The following is a 19,276-nucleotide window of genomic DNA, read 5'->3' as shown; positions in this document are numbered from 1 at the left end:
CCTATGCGTTCCCCATCTTCAGAGGCACCGCGCAACGCCGCCCGCCAGCAGGCGTTGCACCTGCTGAACTCGCCTCATACTCCGCCGCGCGGGCGGCCATGGCGCAAAGCGGCGCTCGTCGGAGCGATTGCGCTGGCGTTAGCCTTAGGTCTCGTTGCCGGCAGGGCATGGTATACCCAGCCAGCAGCGGCCGAGCGCGCCAGCGCCGCCGAGCCTCAGGCCAACACCGCAGCTGTCGAGCCAGCGCCCCCTGCGGCGGCCGCATCTGCAGTCACGGCCGCAGGATTCATCAAGGCCTCGCGCCTCTCCACCGTTTCGGCAGAGATTACGGGAACGGTGCAAGAGATTTATGTGCAACGCGGGGACAAGGTAAAAAAAGGCGAGCGATTGGCATCACTCGACGGGCGTTCGCTAAGAGCGCAGCTTGCGTCGCTCCAGGCCAGCCAGCAAATCGCGGCGGGCAAACTCGCGCAGACAGAGTCCCGCCTGCCGCGCGCCCGCAATCAGCTGCAGCGATTGAACCGTTTGTTGCCGCTCAACTATGTGAGCCAGGATGATGTCGACAGCGCCAAAGCGGAGTTGGATTCGTTCGAGGCGCAGCGCCGCCAATATCAGGCAGAATTACAACAAGTGGGCTGGCAGATAAAAGCCAGTGAAATCGACCTGTTGCGTACGATTATCCGCGCGCCCTTCGACGGCCAGGTGGTGTCGTTAGACGCCTCCCCGGGGGAAACGGTCTCGCCCATTTCCGCCGGCGGCGGTTTCACCCGCACGGGGATCGCCACCATTGTCGGTTTGGATGATTTTGATGCCGAAGTTTGGCTGCCCGAAAGCCAGCTGGCGAAAGTCGCGCCCCAACAACGAGTGACAATCAAGCCGGATGGCCTCCCCGATCGACAGATCTCAGGCACCGTCAGCCTTATCTCTTCGGTGGTGGATGAGCAACGCGCGGCGGTTTTAGTCATTATCAAGCTCGCTCAGCAACAGCCCTGGCTGAAACATAATATGTCAATTCAGGTAGATTTTTATGAATAAAACGGCAACCGCGCCGAGCGATCCGGTCGTGCAACTGCAACAGGCCGGCAAAGACTATAAAAAAGGGCGCGAACACATCACGGTATTGCACGATCTTGATTTTAGCCTGCACGGCGGCGAGATGGTCAGCATCATGGGGCCATCCGGCTCAGGGAAATCGACGCTGCTCAATCTGATCTCCGGCGTTAATGTCTGCGATCGGGGCGAGGTATTTTTGCAAGGGCATTCGCTGCATCGGCTGCGACCTGAAGAACGCACCTCGCTGCGAGCCCGCCATATTGGCTTCGTCTTTCAGTTTTATAACCTGTTACCTGTGCTCAGCGCCGAGGAGAATGTCGCCCTCCCCCTGCACCTTTGGCATATGGACGCCAAACAGCGCCGGCAACGCGTCGACGCCGCGCTGGAGCTGGTTCAGATGGAACACCGGCGCCGCCACTTGCCGGATGAACTCTCCGGAGGAGAGCGCCAACGCGTGGCCATTGCGCGTGCGATAGCCACTAATCCGGATCTGCTGCTGTGCGATGAGCCTACCGGCGATCTCAGCCAGGAGGCGGGGGAGGAAATTATGGATATTATGACGCTACTGAGCCGGGAGCAGGGCAAGGCTATCATCGTCGTGACGCATGATATTCAGGTCGCCGCGCGGGCACAGCGCCAATTCCAACTCAGGGACGGCAAGCTGATCCGTAGGGATATGCCATGAGAGCCGTGTTTTACCTCTGGTTGTGGCGCTCCGCCACTGAGCAGTCGAGAAGATTTATCATGATCTTGCTGTTTATCGCCAGCGGCGTCATGTTGCTGCTGCTCATGCTGACCTTTGATCGCGCCTTCAGCTTAAAGGCAAGCGCTCCGCCCGGCGCAGACAACCGGCTACTGGTGCTGAATGCCCTCAGTTCCCAGATGCTGCTGCCGCAGTTTTATCATCAGAAAATGAGTCAACTGCCGGCGTTGGATCGGCTGAGCTGGGGAGTTTGGGTCGGTGCTTACTATCGCCACCCCGGATGGTTCGTGCCCGCTATCGCGGTAGAAGACCAACACTACTTCGCCATGATCCCCTCTTTAAAAATAGCGCCGGGCTTACTGGAACGTTGGCAGAATGACCGGCAAGGCGTGCTGGTCGACAGCCGTTTTGCGGCGCAATATCGCTTAAAAGCGGGCGATCGGCTGCCGCTTTCATCCGCGATTTGGAAGCTCGCGCCTAACCCCATTCTCGATCTTTACATTACTGGCATCGTTGAAGAAACCCAAACCGACACCCCTCCCGCGGTCTGGATGCATTATGACTACCTCGACAGCGTGAGACAAAATGGCAAGCGGCTGGTGAGTTTTTTCATGGCGACCCCTAAACCCGGCATGTCTGCCGAGAACCTCTCCCGGCAGATTGATGCCCTGTTTGGCGCGGAGCGGTTGCGCGGCACCACGCAGACAGCCCCCGTACGCATGCATATAAAATTGTTTATGAGTAAATTGTTCGATTTCCATCGCGTGATTTTTTGGGTCAATCTGGCGCTGTGCCTGTTATTGGCGCTGCTGCTCAGCACCAACTTCTATGTCATGACGCATAAAGCCTTGAGCGACTACCGCACCCTTAATTATCTGGGTTTTCGCAAATCACAGTTGATTAAAGCGGTTGCCGTGCAACTCGGCGCCATCACCTTGGCGGGTGCCATCGTGGGCATAGTGTTATCGGTTATTTTTATTCTGCTGTTGCCGACGCTGTTCCCCGCCGTATTAAACGGCGTTGAGCCGCATTTCCAGGATTATGCCATCGGCCTCCTGCTGGTCTTTATTTTATCCCTGGTCTGCGCATTGCCCTCCCTCTTGCAAATCGCTCGCCTGCAGGAGGAGAGAAAATGAACCCGCGTTCATCCTCAAAAATCCACCAGCTCGGGATATTGCTGGGCATTGGATTACGCAACCTGTGGCGGCGGCCGCTTTATTTCACCGCGATTCTATCCAGCTTCATTTTTCTCGCGGTCATTGTGACATCGTTATTTTCACTGCGCGCAGGGCTGATCGGCGCGCTGGAGTCGAGTGCGGAACCCGGCCTGTATTTTGCGCAAAGCAAAGACTCCTCTTCCGAACTGACCAGCACGATAACGCGAACGCAGGCGGCGCAACTTTCGCGCTTGCCCGGCCTTGTTGCGGCTTCGCCGGAGTGGGTTGTCCTGGTGCGGCTCCGCCCAGACAACGTGGAGAAAGAGTATCTGGTGCGCGGCGTAACGCCGGCGGCATTCACGCTGATGAACGCGAACAACGGGCAACCGCTGGTCACCCTCACCCGCGGCAGAGCATTTCAGCCGGGGCAAAATGAGCTCGTCGTCGGCGCGTCATTGGCGCGGCATTATCCGGCGTTCCACGTGGGCGAGACCATACGCCTGCACGACCGCGATTGGAAAATCGTCGGTGAATTTACCACCGGCGGTTCGCCGCGGCAGTCCGAGTTCATGGCCGATCTGGAACATATCCGCACCAGCTGGGGCGCGGGACTGGATTACAACCTGGTGGCATTGACCAGCAATGTCACCTCTGTCGAGCAACTGCAACAAGCCATCCAGGGGACGCTCAATGACCGAGTCGCCATTAGCGACAGCCGAACCTACTATGCCGGCAGCAGCGAAGGGTTGGGCCAGGTGCTGCTGTGGTTCGGCCTGTTATTTTCATTGCTGGCGGGGGTGTCGGTGACTGCGGGCATCATCGCGCTGTGTGAATCGCTCATCGCCAACCAACAAGACCAGCTGGCAATAACGCTGTTGCTGGGATTCGGCAGGGTTATTGATGTGTCTTATCTCTGCCAAACCCTCTTGCTGGGCCTGGCAGGCTCTTCCATTGGCGCCTTATTGAGCATGTTGCTGTTCAACGGCATCACGTTCACCACGTTTGGCCACGCGCATGAGCTGGTGTTCCCCATGATGGTCAGCGGAAAAATGCAGATGATCAGTATCGCTTATGGCGTATTCATCAGCTTTATCGCCTCACTGTTTGTACTGCCGGCCATTCGCGCAGCGACAAAGGGAAAATAATGCCGGGCGCAACGGAGAGCCGGCGAAAAGCAAGCCGCGCGTCGCCGCCGGGGTGCGGCCCAATAGCGATTAAAAAATGATAACTACTTAATTTATTGCGGTATGCCCGGCGAAACGCGGCAGAAGATTTTGCGATGACCTTGGCGATAAGGGCAAGGCAATTTCCCCGCCGGTCATTGTCGCCAACGAAGAGCGCAGGGCATTCATTGAATGAAATCGCGCAAGGTGAAAAACCCAAAGCACTGAATATCAATTACACAGAGATATTGATTTGATTTTGCAGGCCAAAAGAAAAATGGAAAGCCTGGTAACAAGGCACTTGAGTACCACTCCAGAACAGGAGCCAGAGAAAAAATGAATGATTCATCCCTTAATAATACCCCCCTGGCGGACACCCAGCAGGGCGTATGGTACGCATCGCAAGCGAGCCACTCTTCCAAACTCTATGCGACGGCGCAAGCCCTGCGCCTGCACGGTGAAATTAATCGGACATTATTGCTCAACGCCATCGAACTGGCTCTGCAGGATATTGAGGTGCTCAACCACCGTTTCCTCGATATCGATGGCACTCCGTCTTTCGGCATCCGCCAGCCTGCTGGCCGCGTGACCGTCTGCGATCTCAGCCATCACGCAGACCCGGAGGCGCTCGCCTGGCGCGCGATGGAACAGATAACGCAACGGGAACAGGGACCAGAGAATTTACATCTTCATGAACATCAGCTGTATGTTTTGAATGAACGCGAAGCGATATGGTTTTCCCGAATACACCATATCGCTTTCGACGCCTACGCCTATTCCCTGCTCCACCGCCGTGCGGGGGAGCATTACCGAGCGCTGTTGCAAGGAACGCCGCCTCTCCCCAGCCGCTTTGTCAAACTGACCACGCTCTGCCAGGACGACGTCCTCTACAGGCAGAGCACGCAATATGCGGACGATCACCGCTACTGGATGCAGCGCTGCGCGCAGTTGCCTGCGCCGACCTTTCTGGGTGCGCCAGCGCAAGCCATGGCCGAGCACACGTTGGAAGTCGAGACCGTTATCGATACCGAGCTGGCGCTAGCCCTGGGCAGCTTCTACCAAAGCAGCGGGATCGCGTTATCCGACATCTTGCTCAGCGCGTTCGCCAGCTATTTCTCCCGCTGTCAGTCGGGCGAGCGGCAACTGTTGTTCGGCCTGCCCTGCATGGGGCGGCTTGATACTTATGGCGCCCAGGCGGCGGTCACACGCAGCAATATCCTGCCGCTTCTGCTGGATTTGCCGCAACACGCGCACTTTCGCGACGTTTGCGCCACCGTCGCCCGCAGCCGGCGCGAGCTGCTCGCGCACCAGCGCTACCGCGGAGAATGGATCGGCCGAGCCATCGGCAGGGTAGGCGATACTCTGCCCCTTTACGGCATCGAACTGAACATCTTGCCTCCGCCTGCGACGCTCGATTTTGCGGAGCTAAGCGCCACGGTCAAACATATCGCCACCGGCCCCGTACGCGATCTTAACCTCCACCTGGAACTGGGTACGGACCTGCAACCGCGCCGCCTGCGTCTTATCGCCAATGCCGCGCGCCATCATCACGCAGAGCTGCAATTGCATGTGCGGCGGCTGTTGCATTGGATCATGCAGTTGGTTGCGGCGCCGACCCTTCCGCTGCAACAACTGACGCTGCCGGCACCGGCGGAACTGGCGTTAATCGCGCAATGGAACGACACCGCCCAGCCGTTACCCGCCAACACGATCCTCGGCCTGTTCCTCAAACAGGTTCAAGCCACTCCGCATCAGCTAGCCGTGCTCGACGAAAACGAACGGCTGAGCTATTCGGCGCTGGAACTGCGCTCACGGCGGTGCGCGCATGCCCTTGAACGCCATCTGCAAGGCGCTCGCGGCCAGGTGATCGCCGTCACACTTGAACGCAGCGTAGCCTTAGAAGTGGTTCTGCTGGCCATTATGCGTGCCGGCGCCACGCTATTGCCGCTGTCGCCCGAACTGCCGACGCGGCGACAGCAAAAGATGCTCGAGCAGGCCAATGCGGCATTGCTGATAGCCGATCGCGCCGATGACGACAGGTTGCCGGACAGCGTTCCCCGGCTCGATCTCGCCGCGCTGTACTCACTGGCCGCCCATCAGGGCGACGCGGCATTGCCGCTCGTCACGCGGCAAAGCGGCGCAGATCCGGCTTATATTCTGTTCACCTCCGGTTCCAGCGGCGCCCCAAAAGGGGTGATCGTGAGCCATCTTGCCCTGGCCAATCGCCTGCAATGGATGCAGGCCGAATATCCTCTCGGAACGCAGGATCGCGTGCTGCAGAAAACGCCGGCCACCTTTGATGTGTCGATTTGGGAGTTTTTCTGGCCGCTGATCGGGGGCGCAACTTTAGTGATGGCGCGGCCCGGCGGCCATACCGATCCGGCGTACCTGCTGAATTGCATCGTGCAGCATCGCATCACAACGCTGCACTTTGTTCCATCGATGCTGGCGCTGTTTCTCGACGCCGTCGAACGCAGGCCCGAACCGCTGCCGCTGCTCAGGGTATTCGCCAGCGGGGAAGCCTTGTCGCCGGAGCTGGCCCAACGGCAGCGGACATTGCTGACGGCGCCTTTGCATAATCTTTACGGCCCGACGGAGGCCGCCATTGATGTCACTTACCACGCGCTGAGCTGCAGCGACGAGAAGCGCAGCGTGCCTATCGGCCGCCCCATTTGGAATACGCGCATCCACGTGCTGGATCCCTTCGGCAACATCACCCCCATCGGCATCGAAGGGGAATTGCACATTGAGGGCATTTGTCTCGCTGACGGCTATGCGGGCCAACCCGAGCTGACGGCAGAACGGTTTTTCGCCACGGCGGACGGCAAGCGGCTTTACCGCACGGGAGACCTGGCGCGCTGGCGCCCGAATGGCGAAATAGACTATTTGGGGCGGCTGGATCACCAGATAAAAATACACGGGCAGCGTATTGAGCTGGAGGAAATTGACGCGGTTCTCAATCGACATCCGCAGGTGCTCCAGTCCTGCGCCAACATGCATGACGGGCGCATTGTCGCCTATGTCGTGGCCAGCGGCGCCGAGGCCGATGAAAAAGCCTTACTAGCGCTCTGCCGGGAATATCTCCCTGCCTACATGCTGCCGCAGTGCCTGGTGTTTCTCTCCGAACTGCCGCTCAGCCGCAATGGCAAACTGGATAGAAAAGCGCTGCCCGCTCCGCAAAGCCCGCAATCACAGGGCGGTGGCATTCCCTCCTCCCTGACGGAGCAACGGCTGTGCGAATATTTTGCCGATGCGCTGCGCCTGCCTGCCGTGGCGCCTGAAGCCAACTTCTTCGAACTGGGAGGCAACTCGCTGAGCGCCGTTGATGTCGCCGCCCGCATTAACGCCGGCCTGGGTTGGCAAATCACCATCGCCAGCATCTTTGCTCATCCTTCAGCCCGGGCGCTGGCCGAACAAGGCCAGCACTCAGCGCCGGATATGCTCGATGCCACACTGCTGCTGCGCCCTGGCGCCGGCGCTTCGCAAAACGCGCTGCCGACGCTGTTTTGCATCCATCCGGCTGGCGGCATCGCCTGGTGTTACAGCGGCCTGGCGCGTTTTCTCAAAACGCCGTGTGAAATCGTCGGCTTGCAAGCTCAAGGCCTGACGCCGGGCAGCAATATCACCCGAACGATGGATGAAATGGCCGCAGAATATGCCAGGCGCATACGCGCCCATCAGCCCGAGGGGCCTTACTGGATCATCGGGTGGTCGGTTGGCGGCATGATCGCCCACAATGTCGCCATCCACCTAGAGCGACAAGATCAGCAGGTCGAATTGCTGGCTATGATGGATGCCTATCCCAGCGATCTGTGGCGACGCTTCGCTTTTGAAACGCTCAATGGCGAAGAGGAGGAGAGCCTGGCGCTGGCCGCCCTGTTGTTCATTGCGGGCATCGCCTTGCCCTTCGATCAAGAATTGCCTTCGCTGGTCGTGCCGAAAGGCGAGATCCTGCAACGCGCGGAAACAATCGCCCTGTTACGAAAACACGGAAGCGCCCTGGCCAGTCTGGATGACGGCACGCTCGACCGCTTGATTGACGTGGTGATTAATAGCCGCCGCCTGGTCGGCCAGTCGGAACACGGCCACTTCTACGGTAATTTGCTGTTCTTCACGGCAGCAGCGCCGCGCGCAGAAGACTGGTTGGATTTGGAGGCCTGGCGCCCCTATGTACATGGACGAATACAAAATATCGACATCGACTGCGATCACCCCGCGATGGCCAGGGCGGAAGCATTGCGCGATATCGCCGGGCATCTGGACGCCGCTTTTGCTCGTTTCGCGCAGCGCACGTCCGTATCAGAACTGAACTACACCATAGAGTACATCACCCAATGAGCGATTCTTTTTTACTTAAGGACCTGGCGGAAAATTTAGTGCCTTTCACGGCACACCGGGTTACGTCCTCTCTCATTTGGTCCGCCGAAGAAAAGGCAGACGGCGAAGCGCTGCACGCCGCGTGCAGCTATCTGGTCACTCCCGATACGCCAGGCGCCGTCAAAGTTTTCCACGCGGAACGTTACGGCGGAGGCGGTATTCAACGTAACGGCGGCGGCGCCCGCTGCGGTTTTGATGGCCGTTACCAGGTGAAAGGAATCGGTGCTAATCCGCTGGTCGGGCAAGGTTCGGATTGGTATCACTCCAATGGCGAACTGCGCGCCGAACAGGCGATCTATGAAGCCCTATGGAGCGAAATGCTGGCGCAGACGTTGCCTTATGGCGCCGCGCGCACCCACGCGATTTTGCTCACCGACAGCTATACCCATGGGGATTTCACCCGCACAAAGGGCCGCTCTCGCCGCGCCCTTCTGGTTCGCGAGCCCCTGGTCCGCCCGGCACATTTTGAACGAACGCCCTACTTCCGGCCCAAAGCGGAATATGCCGGGCAGCTCATGCATGACGTTCAACGGGTTAAATCCGTGCTTCGCCGCCTGCCGGACTATTTGCCGGTCCCCACCGCGGGCTTCAGCGAACAGGCCGCTCGCGATCCGCGGCGCCGCTGCCTTGAGGGGATGTATGAGCTCACCAAACGTCTGGCTCGGCAAATGGCGTTTTGCCGCACCCGCTTCCTGATGTTGACCACCTCATCCTCCAACATCACCATGGACGGTAGGGTATTGGATTTTAACGGGCTAACCTGTTTATTCCCCAGCGATCATCGTTACGATTTCGAATACCAGCTCAAGTTTGCACAATTGATGAGAGAACCGGCAATCATTCAGAACAGCCTATCCGAGCTGTGCTTCTACCTTGGGAAGTACCTGTTTGATCGGCCTTTCATTGCCATCGCCCAGCAACAGGTAAAAACCTATTTCTGGCATTTTTTTCAGCAGGCCTGTTGCCGCGGCTATTTGACGCTACTGGGCATTCCCATCGACCTGCTCTCACCGGCGGAGACACCAAAACTCTTAGAGAGGCTGGCAAACAGTTTCCTGCAGCTGCTTATCCACCGTTGCCGAAAGCTCTATGTCTCAGCGGAAATGGCGGGAGACGAATCGCCGCTGGAACGTTTGGTCGTGACCTTGATTCGCTGCAGCCAAGGGCACCCCGTCCCCACGCATGACGATTTCTCACGGGATGCGCGTTTTATGGGCACCCTGCGCGCTTTCTCGCAGGTCAATCATTGGTTGGTCGAAACCTGCCGCGCCCAGGGAATCGATGCCACCGTTATTCAGAAAGGCATGGCGCAACAGGCTCGCCTCAGGCTGCGGCCCCGCCCCCAGTGCGGGAAAATACAGATGCTCAACGAAATCACGGCTCTGGTGGAGGCCAATGGTGATGACGACCAACGCTTGCGGCAACTGTTAACCGACATGCGGATAAAGGCGGTGGCCTTCGCCAAAGAAACCTTTGGCGGGCAGCCGCTTGTCATCCTCTCCAGGAGAAATGAACCAGCATGACGCTCTATATTCGAGAAACCGCCGGCGGCCAAGATCAATGGTCAGACTATGAGCAGCTTGGTTTTGCCGTGAGCTGCATGTTACATCACCGAAATTACAGCCTTCATCCGATAAAAAGCGTTCAAGAGCGCTTGATATTTGCCATACAGCACGGGCAGATCAAGTTTCTTTTCGACACCAATGACCAACCGCTGGCCTATGTTCTCTGGGCCTGTCTGACGGAGGACACCGAAACGCAATTGCAACGCGATCCGGGGTTCCCACTTCACCCTTCCGAATGGAATGAGGGAGACAGGATATGGCTGCTCGATTTTTGTTGCAGGCCCGGTTTCGCACCTCAGGCAATCAAGCGCTTCAACAAGCTCAAACCCTGGGGAGAGGGCCAGGTGCGCTGGCAGAACAGAAAGAGAAAGGTAATGACGCTGGCCTGATCCGCACGGCCCGCTCCTTAAATAAAACGAATGGAGAGCCCCTCGATGGACGGATTTGTACTCATGGCGATCAAACGAATCGCGGTAGAAACGGCATTTTTCTGTGAAGGCCCCTATGACAGCGATAACGGATTTGAGCGTCTGATGGCCTGTAAAACCCGCAGCGACTTGAACAGTAGCGCGTTTGGCGATGTCTTCCTGCATTCGTTTCTTCGCGGCAAAAGCGTGGAAGAAATAAAAAGCGTTGTCCTAAATTCGGCAATTCAATTGATTGTTGCGATTAAGAAAGTATCGGCGGAAATCGCCGAACAAATTTTATTGCAGACTCCATTGCCACCAGAGGCCATAAGTGTCGCCAGGCCAGCTAATACCTGCACCGTCTGAAGTCTGAACCTTGCCTAAACGGCGCCCTTGCGGCGCCGTTTTTTTTCGCCTTCATCCATTCTGTGAAGTTATACTTTGCACAATTTCACGGCACAGAGGAGCCCACATGTCCAGCACTGCCAGCGTCAGGTTACGCCCATTGGAACGGGACGATCTGTCGTTCGTCCACCAGATGGACAACAACGCCAGCGTTATGCGCTATTGGTTTGAAGAACCCTACGAAGCCTTTGTCGAACTTTCCGATCTCTACGACAAACACATCCACGATCAGAGCGAGCGCCGCTTTATCATCGAGCACGAAGGCGCCAAGGTCGGCCTGGTGGAACTGGTGGAGATCGATCACATCCACCGCCGTGCTGAGTTCCAGATCATCATCGATCCCGCCCACCAGGGCAAAGGCTATGCCAGCACCGCCGCTCGGCTGGCGATGGACTACGGCTTCTCGGTGCTGAACCTGTATAAGCTGTACCTGATCGTCGACAAGGAGAACCCGAAGGCGATCCACATCTACAGCAAGCTGGGCTTTAACGTGGAAGGCGAGCTGATCGACGAGTTCTTCGTCAACGGCGAATACCGCACCGTGCTGCGCATGTGCATCTTCCAGCCGCAATATCTGGCGAAGTTCAAAACGCCGGGCGATAAGCCGCTGGTGAAGTGACGGTCTGCGAGAAAAAAGAGAAAACCCGCCTAGGCGGGTTTTTATTGGGAAATAAGTGGCTAGTATTAAGGCATGCTATTTTATCGTCAGGAAACAACCTGATGAATACGAAAATAAATAATATTCTCCAATATAATTAATCGAAAAATAATTAATAGTGATAGTAAGAGTTACCCTCTGCCTCTACAAAGGAAAAATGCCATGACAACCGTCTCAAACCTGCTGCTTTTTATCGGCCTGGCGATGCTCGCCATCGCCGCCGGTCTAAATACCTATAGCGGCTACACGTCCGCAGATCCCAACAGCACCCCGCTGTTTTCCCCGCTCTGGTGGACGCGCTGGTTCCCGCTCTATGCCTCGGGCGCTGCGTTGTTGTTGGTGGGGTTGGTATTGCGGGTTACGGCTAAAGGCCGCGCGCATTAAGGATTACCATTTCAGCACCGCCGAGCCCGCCACAGCCATTATCGACATGAGCAATTATATTGATCATCACCGACAACATAATTGTGGTTGATAATAAATTGCAGAGAATGGATTGAATTCCACATGATGAAAAATGAATAAAACAAACTCGCCGGCAATCAGACTTATGCCATGCCTTAATTCATGCCGGCTTAATGCGCGGGTAAAATAAAACAGCAGACGCAGGCCGACTGCAGCGGCCATTGTCGGCGACGGAGCGAAAACCTCCGTCGCTCTACCCTCACCCATACCGCCCGGTAATATAGTCTTCGGTGCGGCGCTGGCGCGGCGAGGTGAAAATGGCGTCGGTGTCGTTGTATTCCACCAGTCGCCCCTGATGAATAAAGGCGGTGTAGTCGGAGACGCGCGCCGCCTGCTGCATATTGTGCGTCACCAGCACCACGCTATAGCGCTGCTTGAGTGCGGAAATCAGCTCTTCGATGGTCAGCGTGGAGATCGGATCCAGCGCCGAGGTCGGCTCGTCGAGCAACAGCACCTCCGGCTCGATGGCGATGGCGCGCGCGATCACCAGGCGCTGCTGCTGGCCGCTGGACAAGCGGAAGGCGTTTTCGCGCAGCCGGTCCTTCACCTCATGCCACAGCGCGGCGGCGCGCAGCGAACGCTCCACCGCCTCATCCAGCAAACGCCGGTCGCGCACGCCCTGCAGCCGCAGGCCGTACACCACGTTTTCATAGATCGATTTCGGGAACGGGTTCGGCCGCTGGAACACCATGCCCACCCGCCGCCGCAGCGCCGCCACGTCGATCTGCGCACCGGAGATCGCCGCGCCGTTCAGCTGCAGTTCGCCCTCGATACGGCAGTTGTCCACCAGATCGTTCATGCGGTTGAAACAGCGCAGCAGCGTCGATTTACCGCAGCCCGAGGGGCCAATCAAAGCCGTCACCCGGTGCTTCGGGATACGCAGCGAAATATCATGCAGCACCTGTTTGTCGCCATAAAACAGGTTCAGGCCGTTGACCGCCAGCGCGGTCTGTTCATCGTCGAGATGCTGGACATCCAGCCGGGGCAAACTGCCTGGCGTCATCAAACCCATTACGCACTCCCCAAAAATAGCGTCATTGTTACTGCGACCATGCTCGGTACCGCTCCCTCAACGAATGGCGGATACCCATCGCCGCCAGATTCAAACTCACCACGATCGTCACCAGCAGGAAGGCGGTGGCGAACACCAGCGGCCGCGCCGCCTCTACGCTCGGGCTCTGGAATGCCATATCGTAGATCTGGAAGCTCAAATGCATGAACTTCCGCTCCAGGTGCAGATACGGGAAAATCTCGTCCACCGGCAGCACCGGCACCGATTTCACGACCCCCACCAGCATCAGCGGCGCGGTCTCACCGGCGGCGCGCGCCACCGCCAGGATCAGGCCGGTCATCATCGCCGGCGCCGCCATCGGCAGCACGATGCGCCACAACGTCTCGGCCCGGCTGGCGCCCAGCGCCATCGAGCCCTGCCGCAGCGAGGCGGGAATGCGCGACAGCCCTTCCTCGGTGGCGACGATCACCACCGGCAGCGTCAGCAGCGCCAACGTCAGCGCCGCCCACAGCACGCCGGGCGTACCGAAGGTCGGGTTGGGCAGGGATTCAGGATAGAACAGCTGATCGAGCGTGCCGCCTATCATATAGACGAAGAAGCCGAGGCCGAATACGCCATAGACGATCGAGGGCACGCCGGCCAGGTTGACCACCGCGATGCGGATCACCCGCGTCAGCAGATTGTTGCCGGCATATTCGTGCAGATACACCGCCGCGATCACGCCAAACGGCATCACCACGATCGACATCAGGATCACCATCAACACCGTGCCGAAAATGGCCGGGAACACCCCGCCTTCGGTATTCGCTTCGCGCGGGCTGTCGGTGAGGAACTTCTTCACCTGCTCGCCCCAGTGTGCCAGCTTCTCGGTGGTGTTCATGGCGTTCGGGTACCAGGCATCGCGCACCTGGCTGAGCGGAATGGTCAACGTCTGCCCGTGCATGTCGCGCAGCAGCAACGCATCGCGCTGGCGATCGCGGTTCAGCCCCGCCAGACGTTCGGACAACAGCTGATACTGCCGCTGCAGTTCCAGCCGTTCGGCCTTGATGGCGTCCTGTGCGCGGGCGTCCAGCTTATCGTCGCGCTGCAGGCGCTTTTCCCGCAGCCGCAGCGCGTCAAACTGCTGATTGATGCGCGCCATGTCGCGGAATTGAATGTCGTGCGCCTGGCGCGAGAGCGCGGCGATTTGCGGCAGGCGCTGCTGGAACGCCTGCCCCAGATTGCGGCCAGTCAGCGGTTGCCCATCTTCCAGCAGCCCCGCCAGATAACCGTAAGCGGTGCCGTGGCTGTCGCGTTCCAGCACCAACAGGCTGCGCGGCGTGCTTTGGCTGCGGATATCACTGGCCAGCAAGGTGCGGAAATCCTGCCCCTCGCGCTCGCGATTGCCGACCTTAATCAGATAGCGTTCGACGCTCTGCGCCTCACCCGGCGGCGTAACGCCCGCCTCCGTCAGCTGGCGCCGGGAAATGCTTTGCTGCTGATACAACTCGCCGATCACCGTCACCGGTCCGGCGCCGTTCTGATTGAGTTCGAACTGATAAACCGGGCTCGGCCAGAAATAGCGCATCCCCTGCCCGGCCAGCAGCAACAGAATGCCGATCAGCGCCAGCAGGCTGACGGCCACCGAACCGGCGGTCAGCCATATCCACGGCGACCCGCTCTTCACCCAGTTCTTCATGGCGCCTCCTGATTCGGCGTGTAGCGCTTGCGCAGCCGCAGGCGCACCGCCTCCGCCAGCGTGTTGAACACGAAGGTGAAGACAAACAGCACCAGCGCGGTCAGGAACAGCACGCGGTAATGGCTGCTGCCGGAGACCGCCTCCGGCATTTCAATGGCGATGTTGGCCGCCAGCGCGCGCAGCCCCTGGAACAGGCTGCCGTCGATAATCGGCGTGTTGCCGGTGGCCATCAGCACGATCATGGTTTCCCCCACCGCGCGGCCAAAGCCGATCATCAGCGCGGAGAAAATGCCGGCGCTGGCGGATGGCAGCACCACCTTGATCACCGTCTGCCACTGGGTAGCGCCCAGCGCCAAAGAACCCTGGCTCAGGGTCGCCGGCACGCTGAACAGTGCGTCCTCCGCCAGCGAGAAGATGATCGGCACCAGCGCGAAGCCCATCGCCACACCTACCACCAGCGCATTGCGCTGGTCATAATTATCCCCCAGCCAGAAATGCAGCGGCTCACCGAACAGCGCCACCTCCAGCCACGGCCCCAGGTTGAGCGCCAGCCACACCGTCAACGCCAGCAGCGGCAGCAGCAACAGCAGATCGACGCCCGGCCGGCAGCGCGGCATAAAGCGATGGGTCAACGCGCCGCACAGCAGCACCGCCGCCGCCAGCAACAGCGGCAACGCCAGCACCGCCAACAGATACTGCTCGATGATCGGCGCCAGCCAGATGCCGGCCACCAGCCCGATCACCACCGTCGGCAGCGCGCCCATCACTTCGATAGCCGGTTTGATCACCCGCCGCAGCCCCGGCGTCATAAAGTAAGCGGTATAGATGGCGCCGGCCAAGGCCAGCGGGATGGCGAACAGCATCGCGTAAGCCGCCGCCTTAAAGGTGCCGAAGATCACCGGCATCAGGCTGAATTTGGGTTGGTAACTGTCTTCGCCGGAGGTGGACTGCCAGACATAGGCCGGCTGCGGGTAGTTCTCATACCACACCTTGCCCCACAACGAACGCCAGGTAACGTCCGGATACGGGTTGTCGAGCGCATAGCGCTGCCAGCCCTGCGCGCTCTCCAGCAGCAGGCCATCGCCGCGCGGCGCGAACGCCATCTGCCGCACCTCGGCGCCCAAACGGGTATTCAGCAGCGGCTGCGGTTGAATGGCGGAGAACAGCGAGAAGCCGCCATCGGGCCGCAGGGTGGCGAACACCCGGCGGTAAGGCTCAGCCACCGTCAGCTCCTGCCCGTCGGCGCCGTGGTCGAAATGCTGCACCGGCGTCAGGCGCCAGCGCCGATCTTTTTCCACCTCGAACCACTCGCGCAGATTGCCGTCGGCGCCCTTGATCAGCAGCGCGCTGCCGCCGGGCAGCGCCGTCATCTGATACGGGGCATGTTCGCCAAGGGTACGCGTTTCACGCAGCTGCAGCTGTGCGCCGTCGATCTGATAACGCGCCAGCCGGTTGCCGGTCAGCAGATAAAGCTGGCGGCCATCCGGCGTCAGCACCAGCTGCTCCCCGTCGTGATCCAGCGGCCGCTCGCTGAACTGCGGCGGCCGGTCGGGGCTGAAGCGGCCGAACACCAGCCGCCGATCGTCGGTCACTCCGGCCAGCAGATACTGCCCGCGATGCGCATCCGCCAGCGACAGCAGCTTCAGCGGCTTGCGCTGTGGATCCAGCGCCAATGGCTGCTGCCCGAGCGGGAACTGCCACTGCGGCCGGCCGTTTTCCGCCGTGGCGAAATCCGCGCGCGCCACCACCAACCGGCCGTCAGCCTGCGCCAGCGCAAACAGATCGCGCTCGCCGGCGGCCTGCGCGAGCAGCGTCGGTTTGGCCAACAGCGTCTGCTGCGCCAGCGGCGTCTGGGCCTGGCCGCTCGGCGCCGGCGTCAGACGATAAAATTGCCCCGCGCCCTGCGCGTCGATGCGATAACCGACGCGCTGCTGCACGTCCATGCCCAGCGCCAGCGCCGGGGCCGATACCGTGAACGGCAGCGGCTGCGCATGGCCGAGCGAGGCCGGTTTGAACAACGGCAGCACCGCAAACAGCAGATAAACGAAGATCAGCATCAACGTCATCAGCACCATCAGCCCGCTGGCGGTCACTGCCGCCTGCACGCCGCGGTCGATGCGCCCGCGCATGCGATCTCGGGGATGTTGATTGGCCGTCGTCTGTGTCATGTGTCTCGCTGTCGCTGATGTAATCGGGCTTGCGCCGTAAGATAACCGGGCATCTTATGTCAGTTTTATGACGTTTGCATGACAAAGTTACCCGCCATAACTCAGGTTTTTTACACTGCCATCAGACAATATGAATTTGATATATTGCTGAAAAATGACCATAAACACGCTTTATAACGCCAAGAATAAGCCTGCTAACCGTCATTTCATGCTGATCGTTTCACTGCCGGGCATCCCGCTGCGGGGAAAATTTATTGCCGCCGAAAAACGCCGCGCGCCAACGCAATGGATATGTTGGACTTTCCTGTCAATCTCTCGCAATAATGATGAAGGACACTAGAGCGGCATCCGGGCGCTGCGTCCCGGATCCTATTCTAAATTTGAACTGGAGTGGCAATGGGTCAGGAAAAGCTCTACATCGAAAAAGAACTAAGCTGGTTATCCTTTAATGAGCGCGTGTTGCAGGAAGCCGCAGATAAGAGCAATCCCCTGATTGAACGTATGCGTTTTCTGGGCATTTACTCCAACAACCTCGACGAGTTCTATAAAGTCCGCTTCGCCGATCTCAAACGGCGCATCCTGATCAGCGAAGAGCAAGGCTCCGCCGGTTCCTCACGCCATCTGCTGAAAAAGATCCAGGCCAAGGTGCTGAAAACCGATCAGGAGTTCGACGGTCTGTACAACGATCTGCTGCTGGAAATGGCGCGCAACCAGATCTTCCTGATCAACGAACGCCAGGTGTCCGAGAACCAGCAAATCTGGCTGCGGCAATATTTCAAACAGCACCTGCGCCAGCACATCACGCCGATCCTGATCAACCACGACACCAACCTGGTGCAGTTCCTGAAAGACGATTACACCTATCTGGCGGTGGAGATCATCCGCGGCGCGCGCATCGACTATGCGCTGCTGGAGATTCCGTCCGACAAGGTGCCGCGCTTCGTCAATCTGCCGCCGGAAGCGCCGCGCCGCCGTAAGCCGATGATCCTGCTCGACAACATCCTGCGTTACTGCCTGGACGATATCTTCAAGGGCTTCTTTGACTACGACGCGCTCAACGCCTATTCGATGAAGATGACCCGTGACGCCGAATACGATCTGGTCACCGAAATGGAATCCAGCCTGCTGGAACTGATGTCCTCCAGCCTGAAGCAGCGCCTCACCGCCGAGCCGGTGCGCTTCGTTTATCAGCGCGACATGCCGAACGAGATGGTGGAGCTGCTGCGCGGCAAGCTGGGCATCTCCAACTACGATTCGGTGATCGCCGGCGGCCGCTATCACAACTTTAAAGACTTCATCAGCTTCCCGAACGTCGGCAAGGCCAATCTGGTCAACAAGCCGCTGCCGCGCCTGCGCCACATCTGGTTCGACGGTTTCCGCAACGGCTTCGACGCCATTCGCGAAAAGGACGTGCTGCTCTACTACCCGTACCACACCTTTGAACACGTGCTGGAGCTGCTGCGCCAGGCGTCGTTCGATCCGAGCGTGTTGGCGATCAAAATCAACATCTACCGGGTGGCGAAAGACTCGCGCATCATCGAATCGATGATCCACGCCGCGCACAATGGCAAAAAAGTCACGGTGGTGGTCGAGCTGCAGGCGCGCTTCGACGAAGAGGCCAACATCCACTGGGCGAAGCGCCTGACCGAGGCCGGCGTGCACGTGATCTTCTCGGCGCCGGGGCTGAAAATCCATGCCAAACTGTTCCTGATTTCACGCCGTGAAGGCGATGAAATTGTGCGCTATGCTCATATCGGTACCGGCAACTTTAACGAAAAAACCGCGCGCATCTATACCGACTATTCGCTGTTGACCGCCGACTCGCGCATCACCAACGAGGTACGCCGGGTATTCAACTTTATCGAGAACCCCTACCGGCCGGTCACCTTCGACAACCTGATGGTGTCGCCGCAGAACTCGCGCCTGAAGCTGTATGAGCTGATCGACAACGAAATCGCCAACGCCCAGGCCGGGGAACAGGCCGGCATTATGTTGAAAATAAATAATCTGGTGGATAAAGGGCTGGTAGATCGGTTATATACCGCGTCCGGCGCCGGCGTGAAGATCCGTCTGCTGGTGCGGGGCATGTGTTCCCTGATTCCCAACCTGCCGGGGATCAGCGACAATATTCAGGTGATCAGCATCGTCGATCGCTTTTTGGAACACGATCGGGTTTACGTTTTCGACAACAAAGGTGACAAACGGGTGTATCTGTCCTCCGCCGACTGGATGACCCGCAACATAGATTACCGTATCGAAGTGGCGGTATCGCTGCTGGATCCGGCGCTGAAACAGCGCGTTCTGGACATTCTGGAGATCCTGTTCAGCGATACGGTCAAGGCCCGTTATGTGGATAAAGAACTGAGCAACCAGTACGTGCCGCGCGGCAACCGCCGCAAAGTGCGCGCCCAGGTGGCTATTTACGAGTATTTAAAAGCTCTGGAACAACCAGGACAGTAGGCCAG

General features: G+C 58.9%; 14 protein-coding genes. 11 read left to right on the top strand and 3 right to left on the bottom strand.

The features are described from left to right. The first annotated feature begins 3 nt into the window (after window positions 1-3). The 10 genes from L085_RS10415 (at window position 4) to L085_RS10370 (ending at window position 11,872) form a co-directional block, all read left to right on the top strand. On the top strand, window positions 4-1,035 hold the full coding sequence (locus tag L085_RS10415) for an efflux RND transporter periplasmic adaptor subunit (RefSeq protein ID WP_081835514.1): 1,032 nt from the start codon (window positions 4-6) through the stop codon (window positions 1,033-1,035). Then, window positions 1,028-1,738 carry an ABC transporter ATP-binding protein gene (locus L085_RS10410; protein WP_033644033.1) on the top strand — a complete coding sequence of 237 codons (711 nt, stop codon included), beginning with the start codon at window positions 1,028-1,030 and terminating at the stop codon, window positions 1,736-1,738. Before L085_RS10415 ends, L085_RS10410 begins: the two co-directional genes overlap by 8 nt. Window positions 1,739-1,797: 59 nt before the next feature. Beyond that, window positions 1,798-2,892 (top strand): ABC transporter permease, encoded by a 1,095-nt coding sequence (locus tag L085_RS10405; protein WP_044030695.1) that lies wholly within the window; start codon window positions 1,798-1,800, stop codon window positions 2,890-2,892. Continuing rightward, on the top strand, window positions 2,889-4,058 hold the full coding sequence (locus L085_RS10400) for an ABC transporter permease (RefSeq protein ID WP_033644036.1): 1,170 nt from the start codon (window positions 2,889-2,891) through the stop codon (window positions 4,056-4,058). The genes L085_RS10405 and L085_RS10400 overlap by 4 nt, the downstream gene beginning before the upstream one ends. A gap of 354 nt (window positions 4,059-4,412) precedes the next feature. After that, on the top strand, window positions 4,413-8,414 hold the full coding sequence (locus L085_RS10395; RefSeq protein WP_071841621.1) for a non-ribosomal peptide synthetase: 4,002 nt from the start codon (window positions 4,413-4,415) through the stop codon (window positions 8,412-8,414). Next, window positions 8,411-9,976 (top strand): hypothetical protein, encoded by a 1,566-nt coding sequence (locus L085_RS10390; protein ID WP_044030694.1) that lies wholly within the window; start codon window positions 8,411-8,413, stop codon window positions 9,974-9,976. The genes L085_RS10395 and L085_RS10390 overlap by 4 nt, the downstream gene beginning before the upstream one ends. Then, the gene (locus tag L085_RS10385; RefSeq protein WP_033644038.1) at window positions 9,973-10,407 is read left to right on the top strand and encodes a toxin-activating lysine-acyltransferase; all 435 of its coding nucleotides are present in this window, start codon (window positions 9,973-9,975) and stop codon (window positions 10,405-10,407) included. The genes L085_RS10390 and L085_RS10385 overlap by 4 nt, the downstream gene beginning before the upstream one ends. 45 nt (window positions 10,408-10,452) lie before the next feature. Continuing rightward, a complete protein-coding gene (locus L085_RS10380; RefSeq protein ID WP_044030693.1) occupies window positions 10,453-10,791 on the top strand; it encodes a hypothetical protein in 339 nt (112 codons plus the stop codon). 106 nt (window positions 10,792-10,897) lie between these two features. Continuing rightward, window positions 10,898-11,449, top strand: coding sequence for a spermidine N1-acetyltransferase (speG, locus tag L085_RS10375; protein WP_033644040.1), 552 nt, complete (start codon window positions 10,898-10,900; stop codon window positions 11,447-11,449). Window positions 11,450-11,650: 201 nt separating this feature from the next. Then, window positions 11,651-11,872: a hypothetical protein gene (locus L085_RS10370; protein WP_044030692.1), complete on the top strand. Its 222-nt coding sequence runs from the start codon at window positions 11,651-11,653 to the stop codon at window positions 11,870-11,872. A gap of 280 nt (window positions 11,873-12,152) precedes the next feature. Here L085_RS10370 and pstB read toward each other — a convergent pair whose 3' ends face one another. From pstB to L085_RS10355, 3 genes are read right to left on the bottom strand one after another with little or no spacing between them, the layout of a single operon-like run. Further along, window positions 12,153-12,965, bottom strand: a complete 813-nt coding sequence (pstB, locus tag L085_RS10365) for a phosphate ABC transporter ATP-binding protein PstB (protein WP_004941613.1) — start codon at window positions 12,963-12,965, stop codon at window positions 12,153-12,155. Window positions 12,966-12,993: 28 nt separating this feature from the next. Next, window positions 12,994-14,643 (bottom strand): phosphate ABC transporter permease PstA, encoded by a 1,650-nt coding sequence (pstA, locus tag L085_RS10360; protein ID WP_044030691.1) that lies wholly within the window; start codon window positions 14,641-14,643, stop codon window positions 12,994-12,996. After that, window positions 14,640-16,811 carry an ABC transporter permease subunit gene (locus tag L085_RS10355; protein ID WP_044030690.1) on the bottom strand — a complete coding sequence of 724 codons (2,172 nt, stop codon included), beginning with the start codon at window positions 16,809-16,811 and terminating at the stop codon, window positions 14,640-14,642. Before L085_RS10355 ends, pstA begins: the two co-directional genes overlap by 4 nt. 396 nt (window positions 16,812-17,207) lie before the next feature. Here L085_RS10355 and ppk1 point away from each other — a divergent pair, with 396 nt between their 5' ends. Continuing rightward, the gene (ppk1, locus tag L085_RS10350; protein WP_004941606.1) at window positions 17,208-19,271 is read left to right on the top strand and encodes a polyphosphate kinase 1; all 2,064 of its coding nucleotides are present in this window, start codon (window positions 17,208-17,210) and stop codon (window positions 19,269-19,271) included. Window positions 19,272-19,276 lie beyond the last annotated feature (5 nt).

It is taken from the genome of Serratia sp. FS14 (assembly GCF_000695995.1).
GTDB classification, from domain to species: Bacteria; Pseudomonadota; Gammaproteobacteria; order Enterobacterales; family Enterobacteriaceae; genus Serratia; species Serratia nematodiphila.
This window is presented reverse-complemented; position numbering and strand designations above follow the sequence as displayed.